15 protein-coding genes are annotated in these 14,009 nt (G+C 72.5%); 7 read left to right on the top strand and 8 right to left on the bottom strand.

Annotation, left to right across the window (positions count from 1 at the left end):
- Positions 1-4 precede the first annotated feature (4 nt).
- Both Q7F20_RS00180 and Q7F20_RS00175 read left to right on the top strand, forming a co-directional pair.
- Entirely contained in the window at positions 5-1,309 is a 1,305-nt protein-coding gene (locus Q7F20_RS00180; RefSeq protein ID WP_305738103.1) for an HAD-IA family hydrolase, read from the top strand.
- A complete protein-coding gene (locus tag Q7F20_RS00175) occupies positions 1,306-1,962 on the top strand; it encodes a CatA-like O-acetyltransferase (protein ID WP_305738102.1) in 657 nt (218 codons plus the stop codon). The genes Q7F20_RS00180 and Q7F20_RS00175 overlap by 4 nt, the downstream gene beginning before the upstream one ends.
- 41 nt (positions 1,963-2,003) lie before the next feature.
- On the opposite strand, the gene Q7F20_RS00170 is transcribed toward Q7F20_RS00175, so the two are convergent.
- The 6 genes from Q7F20_RS00170 to Q7F20_RS00145 form a co-directional block, all read right to left on the bottom strand.
- Positions 2,004-2,675 carry a DUF2461 domain-containing protein gene (locus Q7F20_RS00170; protein WP_305738101.1) on the bottom strand — a complete coding sequence of 224 codons (672 nt, stop codon included), beginning with the start codon at positions 2,673-2,675 and terminating at the stop codon, positions 2,004-2,006.
- 21 nt (positions 2,676-2,696) lie between these two features.
- The gene (locus Q7F20_RS00165; RefSeq protein ID WP_305738100.1) at positions 2,697-3,368 is read right to left on the bottom strand and encodes a DUF4166 domain-containing protein; all 672 of its coding nucleotides are present in this window, start codon (positions 3,366-3,368) and stop codon (positions 2,697-2,699) included.
- Positions 3,365-3,994: an SRPBCC family protein gene (locus Q7F20_RS00160; protein WP_305738099.1), complete on the bottom strand. Its 630-nt coding sequence runs from the start codon at positions 3,992-3,994 to the stop codon at positions 3,365-3,367. The genes Q7F20_RS00165 and Q7F20_RS00160 overlap by 4 nt, the downstream gene beginning before the upstream one ends.
- Before the next feature lie 240 nt (positions 3,995-4,234).
- Positions 4,235-5,854, bottom strand: coding sequence for a hypothetical protein (locus tag Q7F20_RS00155; protein WP_305738098.1), 1,620 nt, complete (start codon positions 5,852-5,854; stop codon positions 4,235-4,237).
- Between the two features lie 3 nt (positions 5,855-5,857).
- Positions 5,858-6,784 (bottom strand): carbohydrate ABC transporter permease, encoded by a 927-nt coding sequence (locus tag Q7F20_RS00150; RefSeq protein WP_305738097.1) that lies wholly within the window; start codon positions 6,782-6,784, stop codon positions 5,858-5,860.
- Positions 6,781-7,794 (bottom strand): sugar ABC transporter permease, encoded by a 1,014-nt coding sequence (locus Q7F20_RS00145; protein ID WP_305738096.1) that lies wholly within the window; start codon positions 7,792-7,794, stop codon positions 6,781-6,783. The genes Q7F20_RS00150 and Q7F20_RS00145 overlap by 4 nt, the downstream gene beginning before the upstream one ends.
- 156 nt (positions 7,795-7,950) lie before the next feature.
- On the opposite strand from Q7F20_RS00145, the gene Q7F20_RS00140 reads away from it, so the two are divergent.
- The 5 genes from Q7F20_RS00140 (at position 7,951) to Q7F20_RS00120 (ending at position 12,374) form a co-directional block, all read left to right on the top strand.
- Entirely contained in the window at positions 7,951-8,973 is a 1,023-nt protein-coding gene (locus Q7F20_RS00140) for a Gfo/Idh/MocA family protein (protein ID WP_305738095.1), read from the top strand.
- Positions 8,970-9,995 (top strand): Gfo/Idh/MocA family protein, encoded by a 1,026-nt coding sequence (locus tag Q7F20_RS00135; protein ID WP_305738094.1) that lies wholly within the window; start codon positions 8,970-8,972, stop codon positions 9,993-9,995. Before Q7F20_RS00140 ends, Q7F20_RS00135 begins: the two co-directional genes overlap by 4 nt.
- 153 nt (positions 9,996-10,148) lie before the next feature.
- Positions 10,149-10,886: a class I SAM-dependent methyltransferase gene (locus tag Q7F20_RS00130; protein ID WP_305738093.1), complete on the top strand. Its 738-nt coding sequence runs from the start codon at positions 10,149-10,151 to the stop codon at positions 10,884-10,886.
- 27 nt (positions 10,887-10,913) lie between these two features.
- Complete coding sequence (locus Q7F20_RS00125; RefSeq protein ID WP_305738092.1) at positions 10,914-11,921, top strand: LacI family DNA-binding transcriptional regulator; 1,008 nt, start codon at positions 10,914-10,916, stop codon at positions 11,919-11,921.
- Positions 11,922-11,987: 66 nt separating this feature from the next.
- A complete protein-coding gene (locus tag Q7F20_RS00120; RefSeq protein WP_305738091.1) occupies positions 11,988-12,374 on the top strand; it encodes a VOC family protein in 387 nt (128 codons plus the stop codon).
- A 44-nt stretch (positions 12,375-12,418) separates the two neighbouring features.
- On the opposite strand, the gene Q7F20_RS00115 is transcribed toward Q7F20_RS00120, so the two are convergent.
- Positions 12,419-13,189, bottom strand: a complete 771-nt coding sequence (locus tag Q7F20_RS00115) for a triacylglycerol lipase (protein ID WP_305738090.1) — start codon at positions 13,187-13,189, stop codon at positions 12,419-12,421.
- A complete protein-coding gene (locus Q7F20_RS00110) occupies positions 13,186-13,974 on the bottom strand; it encodes an alpha/beta fold hydrolase (RefSeq protein WP_305738089.1) in 789 nt (262 codons plus the stop codon). The genes Q7F20_RS00115 and Q7F20_RS00110 overlap by 4 nt, the downstream gene beginning before the upstream one ends.
- Positions 13,975-14,009: the final 35 nt, after the last annotated feature.

Genomic DNA, 14,009 nt, shown 5'->3' with positions numbered 1-14,009 from the left:
TCCGGTGCCGAGCATCCGAGCGGTCCTCTTCGACCTGGACGGCGTCATCCGGCGCTTCCACCCCGAGCACGTCGAGGCCATCGAGCGCGAACACGGCCTCGTCCCGGGGACGATCGAGGCGGTGGCGTTCGCTGCACCCCTGATCGACGACGTGACGACGGGCCGGGTCACCCGGGACGCCTGGATCCGGACCATCGGCGAGCGCATCGGTGACCCGGCCGCAGCCGAGGCCTGGGGCTGCCAGCCGTCCACGCCGGACGCCGACGTGCTGGCGCTCGTGGACGAGCTCCGCGCCGCCGGGCACACGACCGCGGTGCTGACGAACGGCACGGACGGCATCCCCGCCGAGGTCGCCTCGTTCGGGCTGCACGACCGGGTCGACGCCGTGTTCAGCTCGCACGAGATCGGGTTCACGAAGCCCGACGTCCGGGCGTTCCGGCACGTACTGGACGCACTCGGCCTCACGGGACCCGAGGTGTTCTTCACCGACGACTCGGAGCCGAAGCTCGCCGGGGCCGTCGAGCTCGGCATGCGAGTGCACCACTTCACCGGGATCGACGGGCTCCGGGCCGCCCTGCGTTCGAGCGGCGTCAGCGACGGGTCCGTGCACGGGGCCCGCATCGACCTGCTCGAGGAAGCGGTCGACGGGTTCGAGGCGGTGCTCCGCTCGGGCGACCACGACGCTGTGGTGCCATCCTGCCCGGGGTGGACGCTGGCAGACCTCGCCGGGCACCTGACGGACATCCACCGCTGGGCACTCGGCCAGCTCACCGGCCCCGAGCCGGACGAGCAGGACGCGCAGGACGAGCAGGAGCACGCCGACCTCGCCGACCGGTTCCGCGCCGGAGCGGACCGCCTCGTCGCAGCGCTCCGCGCGCGTCCGGCGGACGCTCCATGCACCGCGATCTACCCACCCGACACGGCCGGCACGTGGGCACGACGACAGCTGCACGAGACGACGATGCACCTGTGGGACGCACGGCAGGCCGTCGGGGGCGAGCCGCGCCTCCAGGCAGACACGGCGTCCGACGGCGTGCGTGAGGTGGTCGGCGACCTGTACCCCCGCCAGGTGCGGCTCGGCCGGGTCGAGCCGTTGTCGGACGGTGTCGTGTTCGCGTTCTCGGACACCGACGGCGAGGCGGAGCTCGTCGGTACCGCCGCGGCCGGACCTGCGGTCCGGGTGACGGGTCGGGCGGAGGACCTGCTGCTCGTCCTCTGGGGGCGTCGCCCGCTGGACGCCGTGAGCGTCACGATCGACGGGGACCGTTCGGCGCTCGACCAGGCACTCGCGACCAAGCTGGTCCCATGACCGAGCTCCGCCCCGTCGACCTCGACCGATGGCCCCGACGCGAACACTTCGAGCACTACCGCGACCGCGTGCCGTGCACGTGGGAGATGACCGTCGAACTCGACGTCACGGACTTCGCCGAGACCGTGCGGGCCACCGATCGCCGCGCCTACGCGTCGCAGATCTGGGCGATCGCCTCGGTGGTGAACCGGCACGACGAGTTCCGGATGCAGCTGCTCGACGACGGCTCGCCGGCGGTCTGGGACGTCGTGCACCCGATGTTCACCGTGTTCCACCCCGACACCGAGACGTTCTCCGTGCTGACCGTGCCGTACGACGACGATCCGGCGCGCTTCCACGAGGCCGCGGTCGCGACGATGGAGCGCTACCGGGACGACCACCGCATGTTCCCGCAGGCGGACCGCCCGCAGAACGTGTTCGACATCTCGACCCTGCCCGGGGCGTCCTTCACCGGGTTCGCCCTGCACGTGCGGGACGGCTGGGACCACCTGCTGCCGATCTTCACCATCGGCCGGTACCGGTTCGTCGAGGGGCGCACGCTGATGCCGCTCGCGATGCAGGTGAACCACGCGGTCACGGACGGGTTCCACGGGTCGCGGTTCGTGACCGAGCTGCAGACGGTGTTCGCCGAGGCCGGCTGGCTCCGCCGCTGACCGACGGCTCCGGCCCGCGCGCCGGGTCCGGCGCCCTCGGATCAGGCGCGCTCGTCGATCGACCGCGCGCCCGGCACGGGCGGCGCCGGGTCGTCCGATGCCTCCGGGTCGTCCGCGCGGGCCCACTTCACGGTCCACCGCACGAGGGGCTGCACACGCTCCCACGCATCGACGACATCGGACAGCGGGCTCGTGAGCGGCAGGTGCACCAGCGCGGCGTAGTGCTGCATGCGCAGGAGCCCGATCCGCGGGTGGTCCGCCGGGAACCCGCGCGGAGCGGTCTTCAGGGGCGGGCCGGCGAGCTCGAACCCGGCACCGGTGAGTTCGTCGAGTTCCCGCTGCAGTGCCGCGGCCGCCTGCGGATGTTCGTCGATCGCGGTGCGAGCCGCGGTCAACTGTGCGCGAGACGGCGTGTAGAGCCCGCCGCCGGCTTGGATCCCGTCGACTCCGGCGCTCAGGTACACGCCACCCGCGGTGAGTCCGGTGTCCTCGCGGTACGGCCGCTTGTCGGGCGTGAAGCGCAGGTCACGGTGCTGGCGGAGGATCCGGCCGGGTCCGTACCGTCGCTCGGCCTCGGCGAGCAGCGCCTCCATCGGCTCCTGCGCGTAGCGCAGCCAGTCGTCTCGGTGGTCCTCGAACCACGTCGGGTCGTTGTGCGCAGCGAGGCCCCGGAAGAAGGTCGCCAGCGCTGGCCGGAAGGGCGTGTCCGTCAAGGTTCCTCCAGTCGTGGCGGGTCAGGTCCGCAGTTCGGTCCGCCGCGGTTTGAGTCGCTCGGGTGCGTCGGTCGCCGGCGTCCACTCGCACGTGAACGTCCCGCGGTAGCCGAACAGGAACCCGAAGACCCGATTGTGCACCTCGAGGTCGACGTGGAACGCCTGGTCCTCCTCCGACCACCACTCGCGCAGGGACGCCCGGCCGCTGAACAGCATCGGGAACCGGAACGCGATCGGGCCCTCGTAGAACCGCTGCGCGTCCGAGGTCAGCACGAGTCCGCCGCGGTCGTCGACGGCGAGGTCGAGGTCCACCGCCAGGTGCTGGTGCGAACCGAGGTAGTCGAGCACCTTGCCGTCGACGAGCACCATCGTGGCGTCGAACCGCGCCGTCCGCCCGGGCTCGGTCGTGTAGGTCCGGACGAACGTCACCGTCTCGCGACCGTACCGATCACGGTAGGGGTAGTTCTCGATCGTGAACGGCACGTCCGTCCCGACGTCCGGCACGAGGATGTTCCGCAGTCGTCCGATCTGCAGGAACGGCACCGTCCACCAGGGTCCCCGACGGATGGACGTCATCACCCCACGGCCGGTGCACGCCTCCGCCGCGTCGAGTCCGACACCGAACCGACGGCGCATCATCGGGTGCAGTCGCTGGAAGTCGGCGCCGAGCGCCTCCTCGAACACCGAGCTCATCGGTTGCCTCCCGGGTCGTGCAGCGCTGCCAGGGTGGCGGGCGCGTCGTGCAGCTGGTCGCCTCGCCGGGTGCCACCGACGGGTGCGCGACGGGTCCTGGAGGCGCGGGGCCGGCCCCGCCGCCACGGCTGCAGCACGGAGGTGAGCGGCCAGGCCTCCGGCTCGGCCCCGCCCTCCAGCCAGATCCGGAGTCGGTCGAAACTCCACGCGGTCGCCCAGCCGAGGAGCGGCCGGACCACGAGGTCGAGCGGGCCCCAGCCGGAGTCGTAGTCGTAGCCGGTGACGAACCGGGTGCGCCCGTCGATGGTCGGGACGTACCGCCAGTAGCCGCGGCCAGCCCGGATCGGCGACAGGCGGTCGTCGGTCGCGAACCGGAGCGCCGACGTGCGCGTGCCGTCCGCACGACGTCGCTCGCCGATGCTCACGCCGGTTCCGTGCACGTCGTGCACCGGAGAGCGCCGGACGTACGTGAAGCGGGCGGCACCATCGGCGTCCGCCGGCTCGGAGAGGATCTCGGAGAAGCGGAGGTCCCACCGGACGTGCTGCTCGGGGTCCTGCGTCGCAGCCCACACCCGGTCGACGCCGGCGTCGATGACCGTCTCGACGTAGATGCCGCGCTTCCCCACGAGCTGAGCGTAGGGCACGGAACTCGCCGGGAGCGGGCACTCCGCCCGGCCGTTGACCGTTCCGGTTCGCGATCCCCGGGTTCCGCGGACCGGAACGGTCACGACCGGAGGCCGATACGGACGTCCGTGAGCCAGGCGAGGAGTCTGGTCGGGGTGGGGTGGACGCGCCGGGCTGCGGAACGGGCGGCGCGGGGCGGGGCCGACCCGCGCCTCGCGTCCGACGGTCCGTCACCAGCCGCGTCAGGCGGCGCGCGCCTCCAGCGCCTGCTCGTACTCGCGCCGGATCGCGTCGCCGCCGCGGCGACGCCAGTCGCGCACCGTCGTCCTCCAGGACGAGACCTTCGCCCGACCGAGCAGCACGTCGTTGATCGCGTTCGTCGCGAACGTGCCGATCGCCGGGCCCTTCGTCGAGTTCGTCGGCGAGTACAGGCCGTAGACGGGGTTCGGCAGTCCGCGGTCGAGCCAGGACGACAGCGACTCGTACACGGTGTCGGTCATCGTCGGGTTGCCCGCGTAGTACAGCGGCAGCGGGCACTCGGTGAAGTACTGCAGCGGGAACTCGCCGAGCGCGGTCTCGCTGTTGCCGGTCTTCGTCAGGACCGGGGCGCCGTCGCGGTACTCGAAGTCACGCCCCTCGATGCCGAACTTGCGGTAGGTCCAGGCCTCGGTGCCGAACGGTGACGCGCACCAGTTCAGGACCTCGAGGAGCATCCGGACACGAGACTCCGAACCTGCGGCCACGGAGGTGATCGTGTTGTTCGGGTCGCCCAGCCAGGGCTTCGCGGCGCCTCCGGACGGTCCGACGAAGGGGGCGATCGTCAGCTCGAAGCCGGAACCGGGCGTCGCCTGCTGCAGGAGCCCGGGGATCGCGCTGTACGTGTCGGAGAGCATCAGCGCCGAGCCCTGCACGAACCAGACCTTGCCGTTGTAGGCAGTGATGCTGTCCGGGTGGACGAGGTCCTCGGCGATGAGCCGACGTGAGACGTCGAGGAGTTCCACGTACTCCTCGAGCTCGTACATGTGGGTGAGCCGTCCGCCCCGCTGCCGCCACTGATTCGGCAGGCCGAGCATCGGCGCGATGATGTTCGTCGGTACCGAGGCGACGGCCCAGCGGTTCGCGTGGGGGTCGGAGACCTCGCGGCAGAGGCGCACGAACTCGTCGACGCTCGAGAACGACGGGTCGACGCCGAGCCGCTCGAAGACGTCCTGGCGACGGTGCAGCGCCTGCGAGGTCAGCGGCCCCCGGGGCACGGGGACGCCGTAGATGCCGCCCGAGAACACCGTCCCGCGCCACGACGCCGTCGGCAGGTTCGCCAGGTACGGGTAGTCGCGGATGCCGCTGCCGGACAGGTAGGGGCTGAGGTCGGCGGCCTTCGCCTCGAGGAACTGCGGCAGGTACGAGAACGCTTGGTTGATCGTGAACACGTCGCCGAGGGTGTCGCCGGCGACCTGGGTGGCGAACTTGTTGCCGAAGTCCGCGCCCGGGGTGATCGTCAGGTCGAGGTCGATCCCCATCCGCTCGTCGAGGCCCTGCCAGTACGGGTTGCTCCCCTTCGACGGCGGGACGGGCGAGTTGGTGGGGACGCTGCCCTGCACGGCCGAACCGTCGCCCGGCTTGCCCCTGGTCGGCACGAGCGTCGCCGGGATCTTCCGGAAGGCGCTCGGCATGAGCGGGCTCGTCTTCGGGAGGACGGGCTCGGGGCCGCCGGTCCAGGGCACGTAGTCCGGCAGTTCGACGGCCTTGTTGATCGCCGTGACGTCGGTCGACCGGGTGACGGTGGAGCAGCTGGCCAGGAGGGTCGTGGCGGCGATGCCGAGTCCGCCGGCGACGAACCCGCGGCGGCTGATGGACGTGGTCATGGTTCAGCCCTTCACGGCGCCGGTCAGGACACCCTTGGCGAAGTGCCGCTGCAGGAACGGGTAGACGATGAGGATCGGCACGATCGAGACGACGAGGATCGCCATCTGGATCGAGGCCTGCGGGGGCAGTGCGTCGGAGGACGTGCCGAGGTCGGCGCCGCCCAGCTGCGCGTTGTTGATGACGTAGGTGCGCAGCACGAGCTGGAGTGGCCACTTCGCGGTGTCGTTGATGTAGAGCAACGCGTTGAAGAAGGCGTTCCAGTAGCCGACCGCGTAGAAGAGCCCGATCACGGCGAGGACGGCCTTCGACAGCGGGAGCACGATCCGCCAGAACACCTGGAAGTCGCCGGCGCCGTCGATGCGGGCGGACTCGATGAGTTCCTTCGGGATCGCCATGAAGAACGACCGCATCACGATGACGTTGAACGCGCTGAGGGCCGTCGGCAGGATGAGCGCCCAGTACGAGTCGAGCAGCCCGAACTCCTTCACGACGAGGTAGTTCGGGATGAGCCCCGGTGCGAACAGCAGGCTGACCAGCACGAGGCTCAGGACGAACCCGGATCCGTACGATCCCGGACGGCTCAGGGCGTAGGCGAGCATCGCGCTGACGAAGAGGCTGATGAGGGTCCCGACCACGGTGATCCCGATGCTGACGAGCATCGCGCGGGTGACGACGCCGCCGGCGAAGATGCTCTGGTACGCGCCGAGGTCGATGCCCTCGGGCCACATCACGAACCCGCCGGCGTCGTTCACCTGGGCGACGGGCGCGAGACTCGTCGACACGATCCCGACGAACGGCAGGATGACGACGAGGCAGATCACGAGCAGGACGGAGCCGGTGAGCAGCCGTCCGGGCAGCGGGGGCGCGTCCGGGCCGCCGCGGCGGCGCTTCTTCGTCCCGGGGACGGTCACGGTGTGCGTGGCGGTCACTTCGCCTCCTTCTGGTAGACGCCCGCTTCGCCGAAGACGTGCGCGAGCTTGTTGGCGCCGAGGACGAGCAGGACGCCGACGACGCCCTTCACGAGCCCGACCGCTGCGGCGACGCCCCACTGCCCGCCGAGGACGCCGTTGTTGTAGACGTAGGTGTCGAGGACCTCGCTCGCGGCCCGCCCGACGGCCTGCTGCTGCAGGAGGATCTGCTCGAACCCGACGGTCAGGGAGTCGCCGAGCCGGAGGATGAGCAGCAGGATGATGATCCCGCGCATGCCGGGCAGGGTCACGTGCCAGAGCTGCCGCCAGCGACTCGCGCCGTCCATCTTCGCCGCCTCGTACAGACTCGCGTCGATCTGGCTGAGGACGGCGAGGAAGAGGATCGTCGCCCACCCGGTGTCCTTCCAGATCACCTGGCTGGTCAGCAGGGCGATGAAGCCGTTCGGGTTGCCGAGGAAGTCGATCGCGTCACCGCCGGCTGCTCGGATGGCGTTGTTCACGAGCCCCGAGCCACCGAGGATTTGCTGGAACACCGCGACGACGATCACCCACGACAGGAAGTGCGGCAGGTACAGCACGGACTGCACGACCTGCTTGATGCGCTCGGAGAGCAGCGAGTTGAGCATGAGCGCGAGGACGATCGGCGCGGGGAACACGAAGACGACCTGCACGAGCGTGATGAGCAGCGTGTTGCCGAGGGCGCGGAGGAACTCGGGGTCACCGTCGAAGATCACCGAGAAGTTGTCGAACCCGACCCACGGGCTGCGGCCGAGCGGCACGAAGGGCAGGTACTCCTGGAACGCGATGAGGTTCCCGAGCAGCGGCAGGTAGTGGAAGCCGAGCAGGAGCGCGACACCGGGCAGGCCCATGAGCAGCAGCACCTTGTCACGGCGGATCCGCTGCCACGTGCTGCGCCGGCGGAGCCGGGGGTCGGGCGGCGCTGCCGCTCGTGGGTCGCGCTGTTCAGCGGTCCTCGTGCGGCTCGTCGCACGGTCGTCGAGCTTCGTCACTCGGTGGCCCCCTCCGTTGGATTCCTGGAGCGACCCTGGCGGTGACGGCAACGGTGCGGCAACCCGTTGCCAAACGTTTCCATCGTTGTAACGGTCCATCGCCGCGATGCCGGGTCGGACCGGCGCCGACCACGCCGTCACCCCTACGCTGGCTCCATGACGACGCAGTCCATGCCCCGACCACGCCGGCGGATCGGACTCGTGGGTGCCGGCGGCATCGCGGTCGCCCACGTCCCCGGTCTGCTCCGCCTCGGCGACCTCGTGGTGCACTCGCTGGACGGCGCACCCGAGCTCGCCGCCGCGTTCTCGGACGAGGCCGCACGCGCCGGCAGCACGATCACCGTCGCCGACTCACTCGACGACCTGCTCGCCGCGGTCGACGTCGTCGACGTCGTCGTCCCGACACCTGCCCACGCCGCCGTCGTCCGCGCAGCACTCGCGGCGGGCAAGCACGTCGTCTCGGAGAAGCCCCTCGCCCGCACCGACGCCGACGCCGACGACCTCGTCACAGGGGCGGCCGACGCGGGCCTGCAGCTCTACCCGGCCCACGTCGTCCGCTGGTTCCCCGCGTACCGACGGCTGCACGACGCCGTCACGACGGGCCTCCTGGGCGACCTCGCCGTCCTGCGCTTCTCCCGCTCCGGGGCGTTCCCCACCCGCGTCGCGTGGTTCGGCGACCCGGCGCAGTCCGGCGGCATCGTGATGGACCAGATGATCCACGACCTCGACATCGCCCGCTGGGTCGCCGGTCCGGTCACCCGTGTGTCCGCCGTCACGGTCCGGGCGGGCGACGACGAGCACCCGGTCGAGGCCGCGCACGTGCTCCTCACGCACGCGTCCGGCGCGATCAGCCACGTCGCCGGACTCTGGGGACCGCAGCACCTCGCCTTCAGCACCGAGTACTCCGTGACCGGCACGCTCGGCAGCCTGTCGCACTCGTCCCTCGCCGAGGAGGACACCCGCGCCGACCTCGCGACCCCGACCGCCGTCGACGGGTTCCTGCCGCCCGTCGACCCCGCCGAGGACCCGTACGCCCTCGAGCTCGCGGACTTCGTCGCCGCGTTCGACGGCGGCCCCCTCCCCCGCGTCAGCGCGGCGGACGGTGCCGTCGCGGTGCACATCGCCAACGCGGCCCTGGCGTCGATCGAGTCCGGACAGCCCGTGGAGGTGACGCTGTGACCCTCCGCGTCGGCGTCCTGTCCTTCGCCCACACGCACGCGATCGGGTACCTCTCGGCGCTCGCCGCGATGACCGACGTCGAGGTGCGCGGCTCGGACCCCGGCGGGGTCTCGACCGGCACGACCCTCGGCGAGCTCCGCGGCGCCGACCTCGCCGACGCATTCGGGCTCCACCACGCCGACACGGTCGACGACCTGCTCGCGTGGAGCCCCGACGCCGTCGTCATCACGAGCGAGAACGCGCGGCACCGCGAGTTCGTGGAACAGGCAGCCGCCACCGGTGCGCACGTGCTGTGCGAGAAGCCGCTCGCCACCTCGTGGGAGGACGGCCTCGCGATCCGCGACGCCGTGCAGCGCGCCGGGGTCACGCTCATGATGGCGTACCCGGTGCGGTTCGCCTCGGCGTTCGAGCGGCTGCGCGCCACGCAGGCGTCGGGTGCGCTCGGCACGGTGTTCTCGGTGCGCGGCGCGAACAACGGCATGCTGCCGCTCACCCGCGACTGGTTCACGGATCCGGCACGAAGCGGCGGCGGGGCGATCGTCGACCACGTCGTGCACGTCGCCGACCTCGTCGACGGGCTGACCGGCGCGCGACCGGTGTCCGTCACCGCCGTCGCGAACCGGGTCCTGCACGCCGAGCGCGCACGTGCCGAGACTGCCGGGCTCGTCACGGTCACCTACGACACGGGCATGGTCGTCGCGATCGACTGCTCGTGGAGCCGGCCCGACACCTCGCCGGCGTGGGGCGGCCTGACGTTGGACGTGGCCGGGACGGGCGGCACGGTGTCGGTGGACTTCTTCGGAGCCGCCGCCCGAGGACTCGACGCGGTCAGCGGCCGCCCGATCGAACTGCGGTACGGCGCGGACCACGACGTGCCGATGCTGCGGACGTTCCTGGACGGGGTGCGGGCAGGCGTGCAGCCGCAACCGGACGTGCAGGTCGGGTTGCGGACGCTGTCGATCGTCCTCGCGGCGCAGGAGTCGGTGCGGACCGGCCGGACGGTGGCCGTCCCGACAGCGTGACCGTCGCGTGGCCGCGGCGACGACAGCGGACGGGAGGCACGTGGCGGCGTCGACCCGCGCCTCCCGTCCGCCACACGGCCGGACAGGAGGCGCGCGACCAGCCCGACCCGCGCCTCCCGTCCGCCACGCGCGCGGTCGGGGCATGCTGGACGCATGAGCCCGGAGCAGTACGCCAACTCGTTCGGAGCCGCGGCAGATGCGTACGAGCGCGGTCGGCCGGAGTACCCGGACGCGACGGTCGACTGGCTCCTGCCGGCGGACGCCCGACTCGTCGCCGACGTCGGCGCGGGGACCGGCAAGTTCACGCGGAGCCTCGTCGGACGCGCCGCCGAGGTCGTCGCCGTCGAACCGGACCCGGCGATGCGCGAGCGGCTCACCGCGGTGCTGCCGGACGTGCGGGCACTCGCGGGCACCGGCGAGTCGATCCCCCTGGCCGACGCGAGCGCGGACGCCGTGACCTTCGCGCAGGCGTGGCACTGGGTGGACCCGGTGCAGGGCGCGCGCGAGGTGGCCCGGGTCCTCCGCCCGGGCGGCGTCCTCGGCCTGGTGTGGAACGTCCGCGACGAGACCCGGCCGTGGTCCGCCCGGATCAGTGCGATCCTGTCCCAGCCCGAGTCGCGGGCGAGCGTGCAGAGCGCACCGGTCGTCGGGCCGCCGTTCGACGGCGACGCCGTCGAGCACGAGCGGTTCCCGTGGGTGCACGAGCAGGAACGGTCGGCGTTCCTCGACATGATCGCCTCGCGCAGCTACGTGATCGTGCTCCCGCCGGCGGAGCGCTCCGCCCTGCTCGACCGGGTGCGGAGCGTGCTCGACGAGGACCCGGAGACCGCCGACAGCGCGACCGTCCCCGTCGGCTACACGACGTACGTGCACCGGTACGTGCGCCCCTGAGTCGGCAGCCGCGCTACGCTCGTGGCGATGCGCGCGACCGTGCGGGACGTGGCTGCCCTCGCCGGGGTGTCGCCGAAGACCGTCTCCAACGTCATCAACGGCGGTGTCGTGGTGCGCCCGGAGACCCGTGCGCGGGTCGAACAGGCCCTCGCCGAACTCGACTACGTGCCGAACCTGTCGGCCCGCGGCCTGCGCAACGGTCGGTCCGGCGCGATCGCCCTGACGCTCCCCGAGATGGGCAGCGCCTACTCCGCCGAACTCGCGCAGTGGTTCGTCGAGCTCTCCCGGGAGCGCGGCTGGACCGTGCAGCTCGACCAGACGGGCAACGACCCCGAGCGGGAACGCGAACTCGTGTCGCGGGCCCGCGCGCACCTCGTCGACGGGCTGATCCTCAACCCGGTGTCGCTCAGCGCGAGCGTGCTCGCCGGGGCCGAGGGGCTGCCCCCGACGGTCGTCATCGGCGAGGTGGAGCCCGAGCACGTCGACCAGGTGCACGTCGACAGCCGTGCTGCGGCCGAGCAGGTCACCTCGTACCTCGTCGGACGGGGACACCGGCGCATCGCGATCGTCGGTGCCGCCCGCGCGGTCGAGGCCACCGCGACGAGCGAGCTGCGGGAGCGCGGGTACCTCGCCGCGCTCGAGACGGCCGGCATCGCTCCCGACCCGGGGCTCCGGGTCCCGCTGCCGGCGTGGTCGACCAGCGCGGCTGCGTCGGCCTTCGCGGCGTGGCTCGACGAGCACCCGCTGCCCGACGCCGTGTTCGCCTTCACGGACTCGATCGCGTTCGGGGTGCTGCACGTCCTCGCGGCCCGGGGTGTCCGGGTCCCCGAGCAGGTGAGCGTGATCGGGTTCGACGACGTCGACGGTGCCGCCTACGCGATCCCGGCGCTCAGCACGGTGTCGTTCGACCGGCGGGCGTTCGCGACGGCAGCCCTCGACCTGCTCAGCCGGCGGATCGAGGACCGCCAGGCTCCGCCCGAGACCGTCGTCGTGCCGCACCGGATCGTCGAGCGCGCGAGCGTGGCGTCGCGCTGACGTCCGCGCGCGAGCGCGGCGCGGCGCGCCGCCCGCGCAGTGTGCGACCGGCGTACGCTCCGCCGCATGACCGCTGCTGACCCGTCGATGCCGACGCTCGCCGCCACCGTCCTGCAGTCGCCGGAGCCCCTCGCGCTCGCCCGGTTCTACGGGGCACTGACCGGGTGGACCGTCCACGAGGACGACCCGACCTGGGCCCGCATCCGACCCGAGGACGGTCCGGGCCTCTCGGTGCAGTACGAGCCCGCCTACGTGGCCCCGACCTGGCCCGGGACGGAGGACGCGCCCGGCATGCAGTTGCACCTCGACTTCCAGGTGGAGGACCTGCCCGCGGCGGTGGCCCGGGCGGAGGGGCTCGGTGCCCGTCAGGCGGCGTTCCAGCCGCAGGAGGACGTCCGCGTCCTGCTCGACCCCGACGGCCACCCGTTCTGCCTGTTCCTGCCCGGAGCCTGACGCCGGAGCCGGGCGACCCGCCCCGGGCGACCCGGCCCGGGTGCCTACTGCCCCGACCCGGGCGCCGAGCGACCAGCCCCGGGGTCCGGGTCGGCCGCCGCGAGCACCGCCGCACGCGTCCGGGGGTCGCCGAGGATCCGGAAGTGCCCGCCGACCGGGACCCGCACGTTCGTCGCCCCGGCGAGCGCGCTGCCCTCGGGGATGAGCGTGTCGAAGACGCCGTAGACGCTGGTGATCCGGGCGTTCGCGTCGAGCTCCCGCGCGAGGCCGGCGAGCACCGGGTCGCTCGACCGGAACGCCCGCAGGTGCCGCACGGGTGCGAGCCGTGCGTACCCGGACCCGCCGAACGGCGTCGACACGGCGACCATCCGATCGATCCGACCGTGGTCGTCGAGGCGGGTCATGGCGTACTTCCCGATCAGCCCGCCCTTGCTGTGCGCGACGAGCAGGACGTCGCGGAGGTCCTGCTCCTCGAGGGACGCCAGGACCTCCGCCGCGGACTCCGGCACCGGACGCAGGTTGTGCCGGAGCACCGGCAGCACGTGCACCGGGTGTCCGCGGTCGTGCAGCGCGTCCATGAGCGGACGCATGAAGTGCCAGGTCTCGTAGACGCCGGGCACGACGACGACCGGTTGGCCGTCGCCGCTCCGGTAGTCGTCGGCGGTGGTCGGGCCGAGGCTGCGCACCTGCCAGCGGATGGCGTACCACCAGTCGAGGACGGCCCACCGGGCGCGGCGGAGCAGGGAGGTGCGGACGGGAGGCGCGGTGCGGTCCGTGCGCGTCCCGCCCGTCCCCCACGTGGTCGCGTCGGTCATCGCAGCCCCTCGGGTCGCGACCCCTCGAGGGTCTGCACCCGGCGGAACTCCCCCACGAGCTGCGCGAACGCCACCGGCTGGCGCTCCTGCACGTGGTGGGGACCCGGCAGCTCGACGAGCGCGCCGCGCCGGGCGGTCGCGGCGACCCGGGCGGACCAGTCGTGGCGCGCGATCGGGTCCTCGGTGCCCCGGACGACGAGCACCGGCTGGGTGACGTCGGCGATCGTGTCCTCGAGCCGGTAGCGGAGCATCGGTCGGAGTTCGGGCACGTACTGCCGGATGCTCCGGAGGTAGTCGGTCACCAGCACGGCGTTCATGCGGACCCCCTCGACGAGGCCGTCCCGCCCGAGGTCGAGCGCCTGCACGGGCAACCGGCGGCGACCGGCGGCGATGACCGGACCGACGAGCACGACCGACGCGACCACGTCCGGGTGCCGACGAGCCGCCTCGACGACGACCTGCGTCCCCATCGACTGCCCGACGAACACGAGCTCCCCCGCGCCGCGGGACAGCACGGCGCGGACGACGAGGTCCCCGAGCTCGGCCATGGAGAGACGCCGACCGGCCGCCGGGAGCCCCCCGAAGCCCGGCAGGTCCACGCTCACGGTCCGGTGCGTCGTGGCGAGCGCCTTCTGCGACTTCGTGAACGACCGGTGGGACATCCCGATGCCGTGCACGAGCACGACCGTCGGGCCGAGGGCATCGTGCACCCTGCCGGCCGGTGCGAGGGTGTGCAGGCGCACGGGGAGTCCGTCGATCCGGACGGTCTCGACTCTGGCGCGCACGGTGCGAGGCTACGCGGACGGTGCTGTGCACAGTG

The sequence above is a fragment of the Curtobacterium sp. A7_M15 genome (assembly GCF_030705415.1).
Lineage (GTDB): Bacteria > Actinomycetota > Actinomycetes > Actinomycetales > Microbacteriaceae > Curtobacterium.
The sequence above is the reverse complement of the archived record's forward strand: the minus strand, read 5'-3'. Positions and strand labels throughout refer to the sequence as shown.

Coding starts and splice junctions, on each gene's coding strand:
- Q7F20_RS00130 (WP_305738093.1), top strand. CDS start 10,149: ATGAGCCCGGAGCAGTACGCCAACTCGTTCGGAGCCGCGGCAGATGCG.
- Q7F20_RS00175 (WP_305738102.1), top strand. CDS start 1,306: ATGACCGAGCTCCGCCCCGTCGACCTCGACCGATGGCCCCGACGCGAA.
- Q7F20_RS00115 (WP_305738090.1), bottom strand. CDS start 13,189: ATGACCGACGCGACCACGTGGGGGACGGGCGGGACGCGCACGGACCGC.
- Q7F20_RS00140 (WP_305738095.1), top strand. CDS start 7,951: ATGACGACGCAGTCCATGCCCCGACCACGCCGGCGGATCGGACTCGTG.
- Q7F20_RS00120 (WP_305738091.1), top strand. CDS start 11,988: ATGACCGCTGCTGACCCGTCGATGCCGACGCTCGCCGCCACCGTCCTG.
- Q7F20_RS00125 (WP_305738092.1), top strand. CDS start 10,914: ATGCGCGCGACCGTGCGGGACGTGGCTGCCCTCGCCGGGGTGTCGCCG.
- Q7F20_RS00155 (WP_305738098.1), bottom strand. CDS start 5,854: ATGACCACGTCCATCAGCCGCCGCGGGTTCGTCGCCGGCGGACTCGGC.
- Q7F20_RS00165 (WP_305738100.1), bottom strand. CDS start 3,368: ATGAGCTCGGTGTTCGAGGAGGCGCTCGGCGCCGACTTCCAGCGACTG.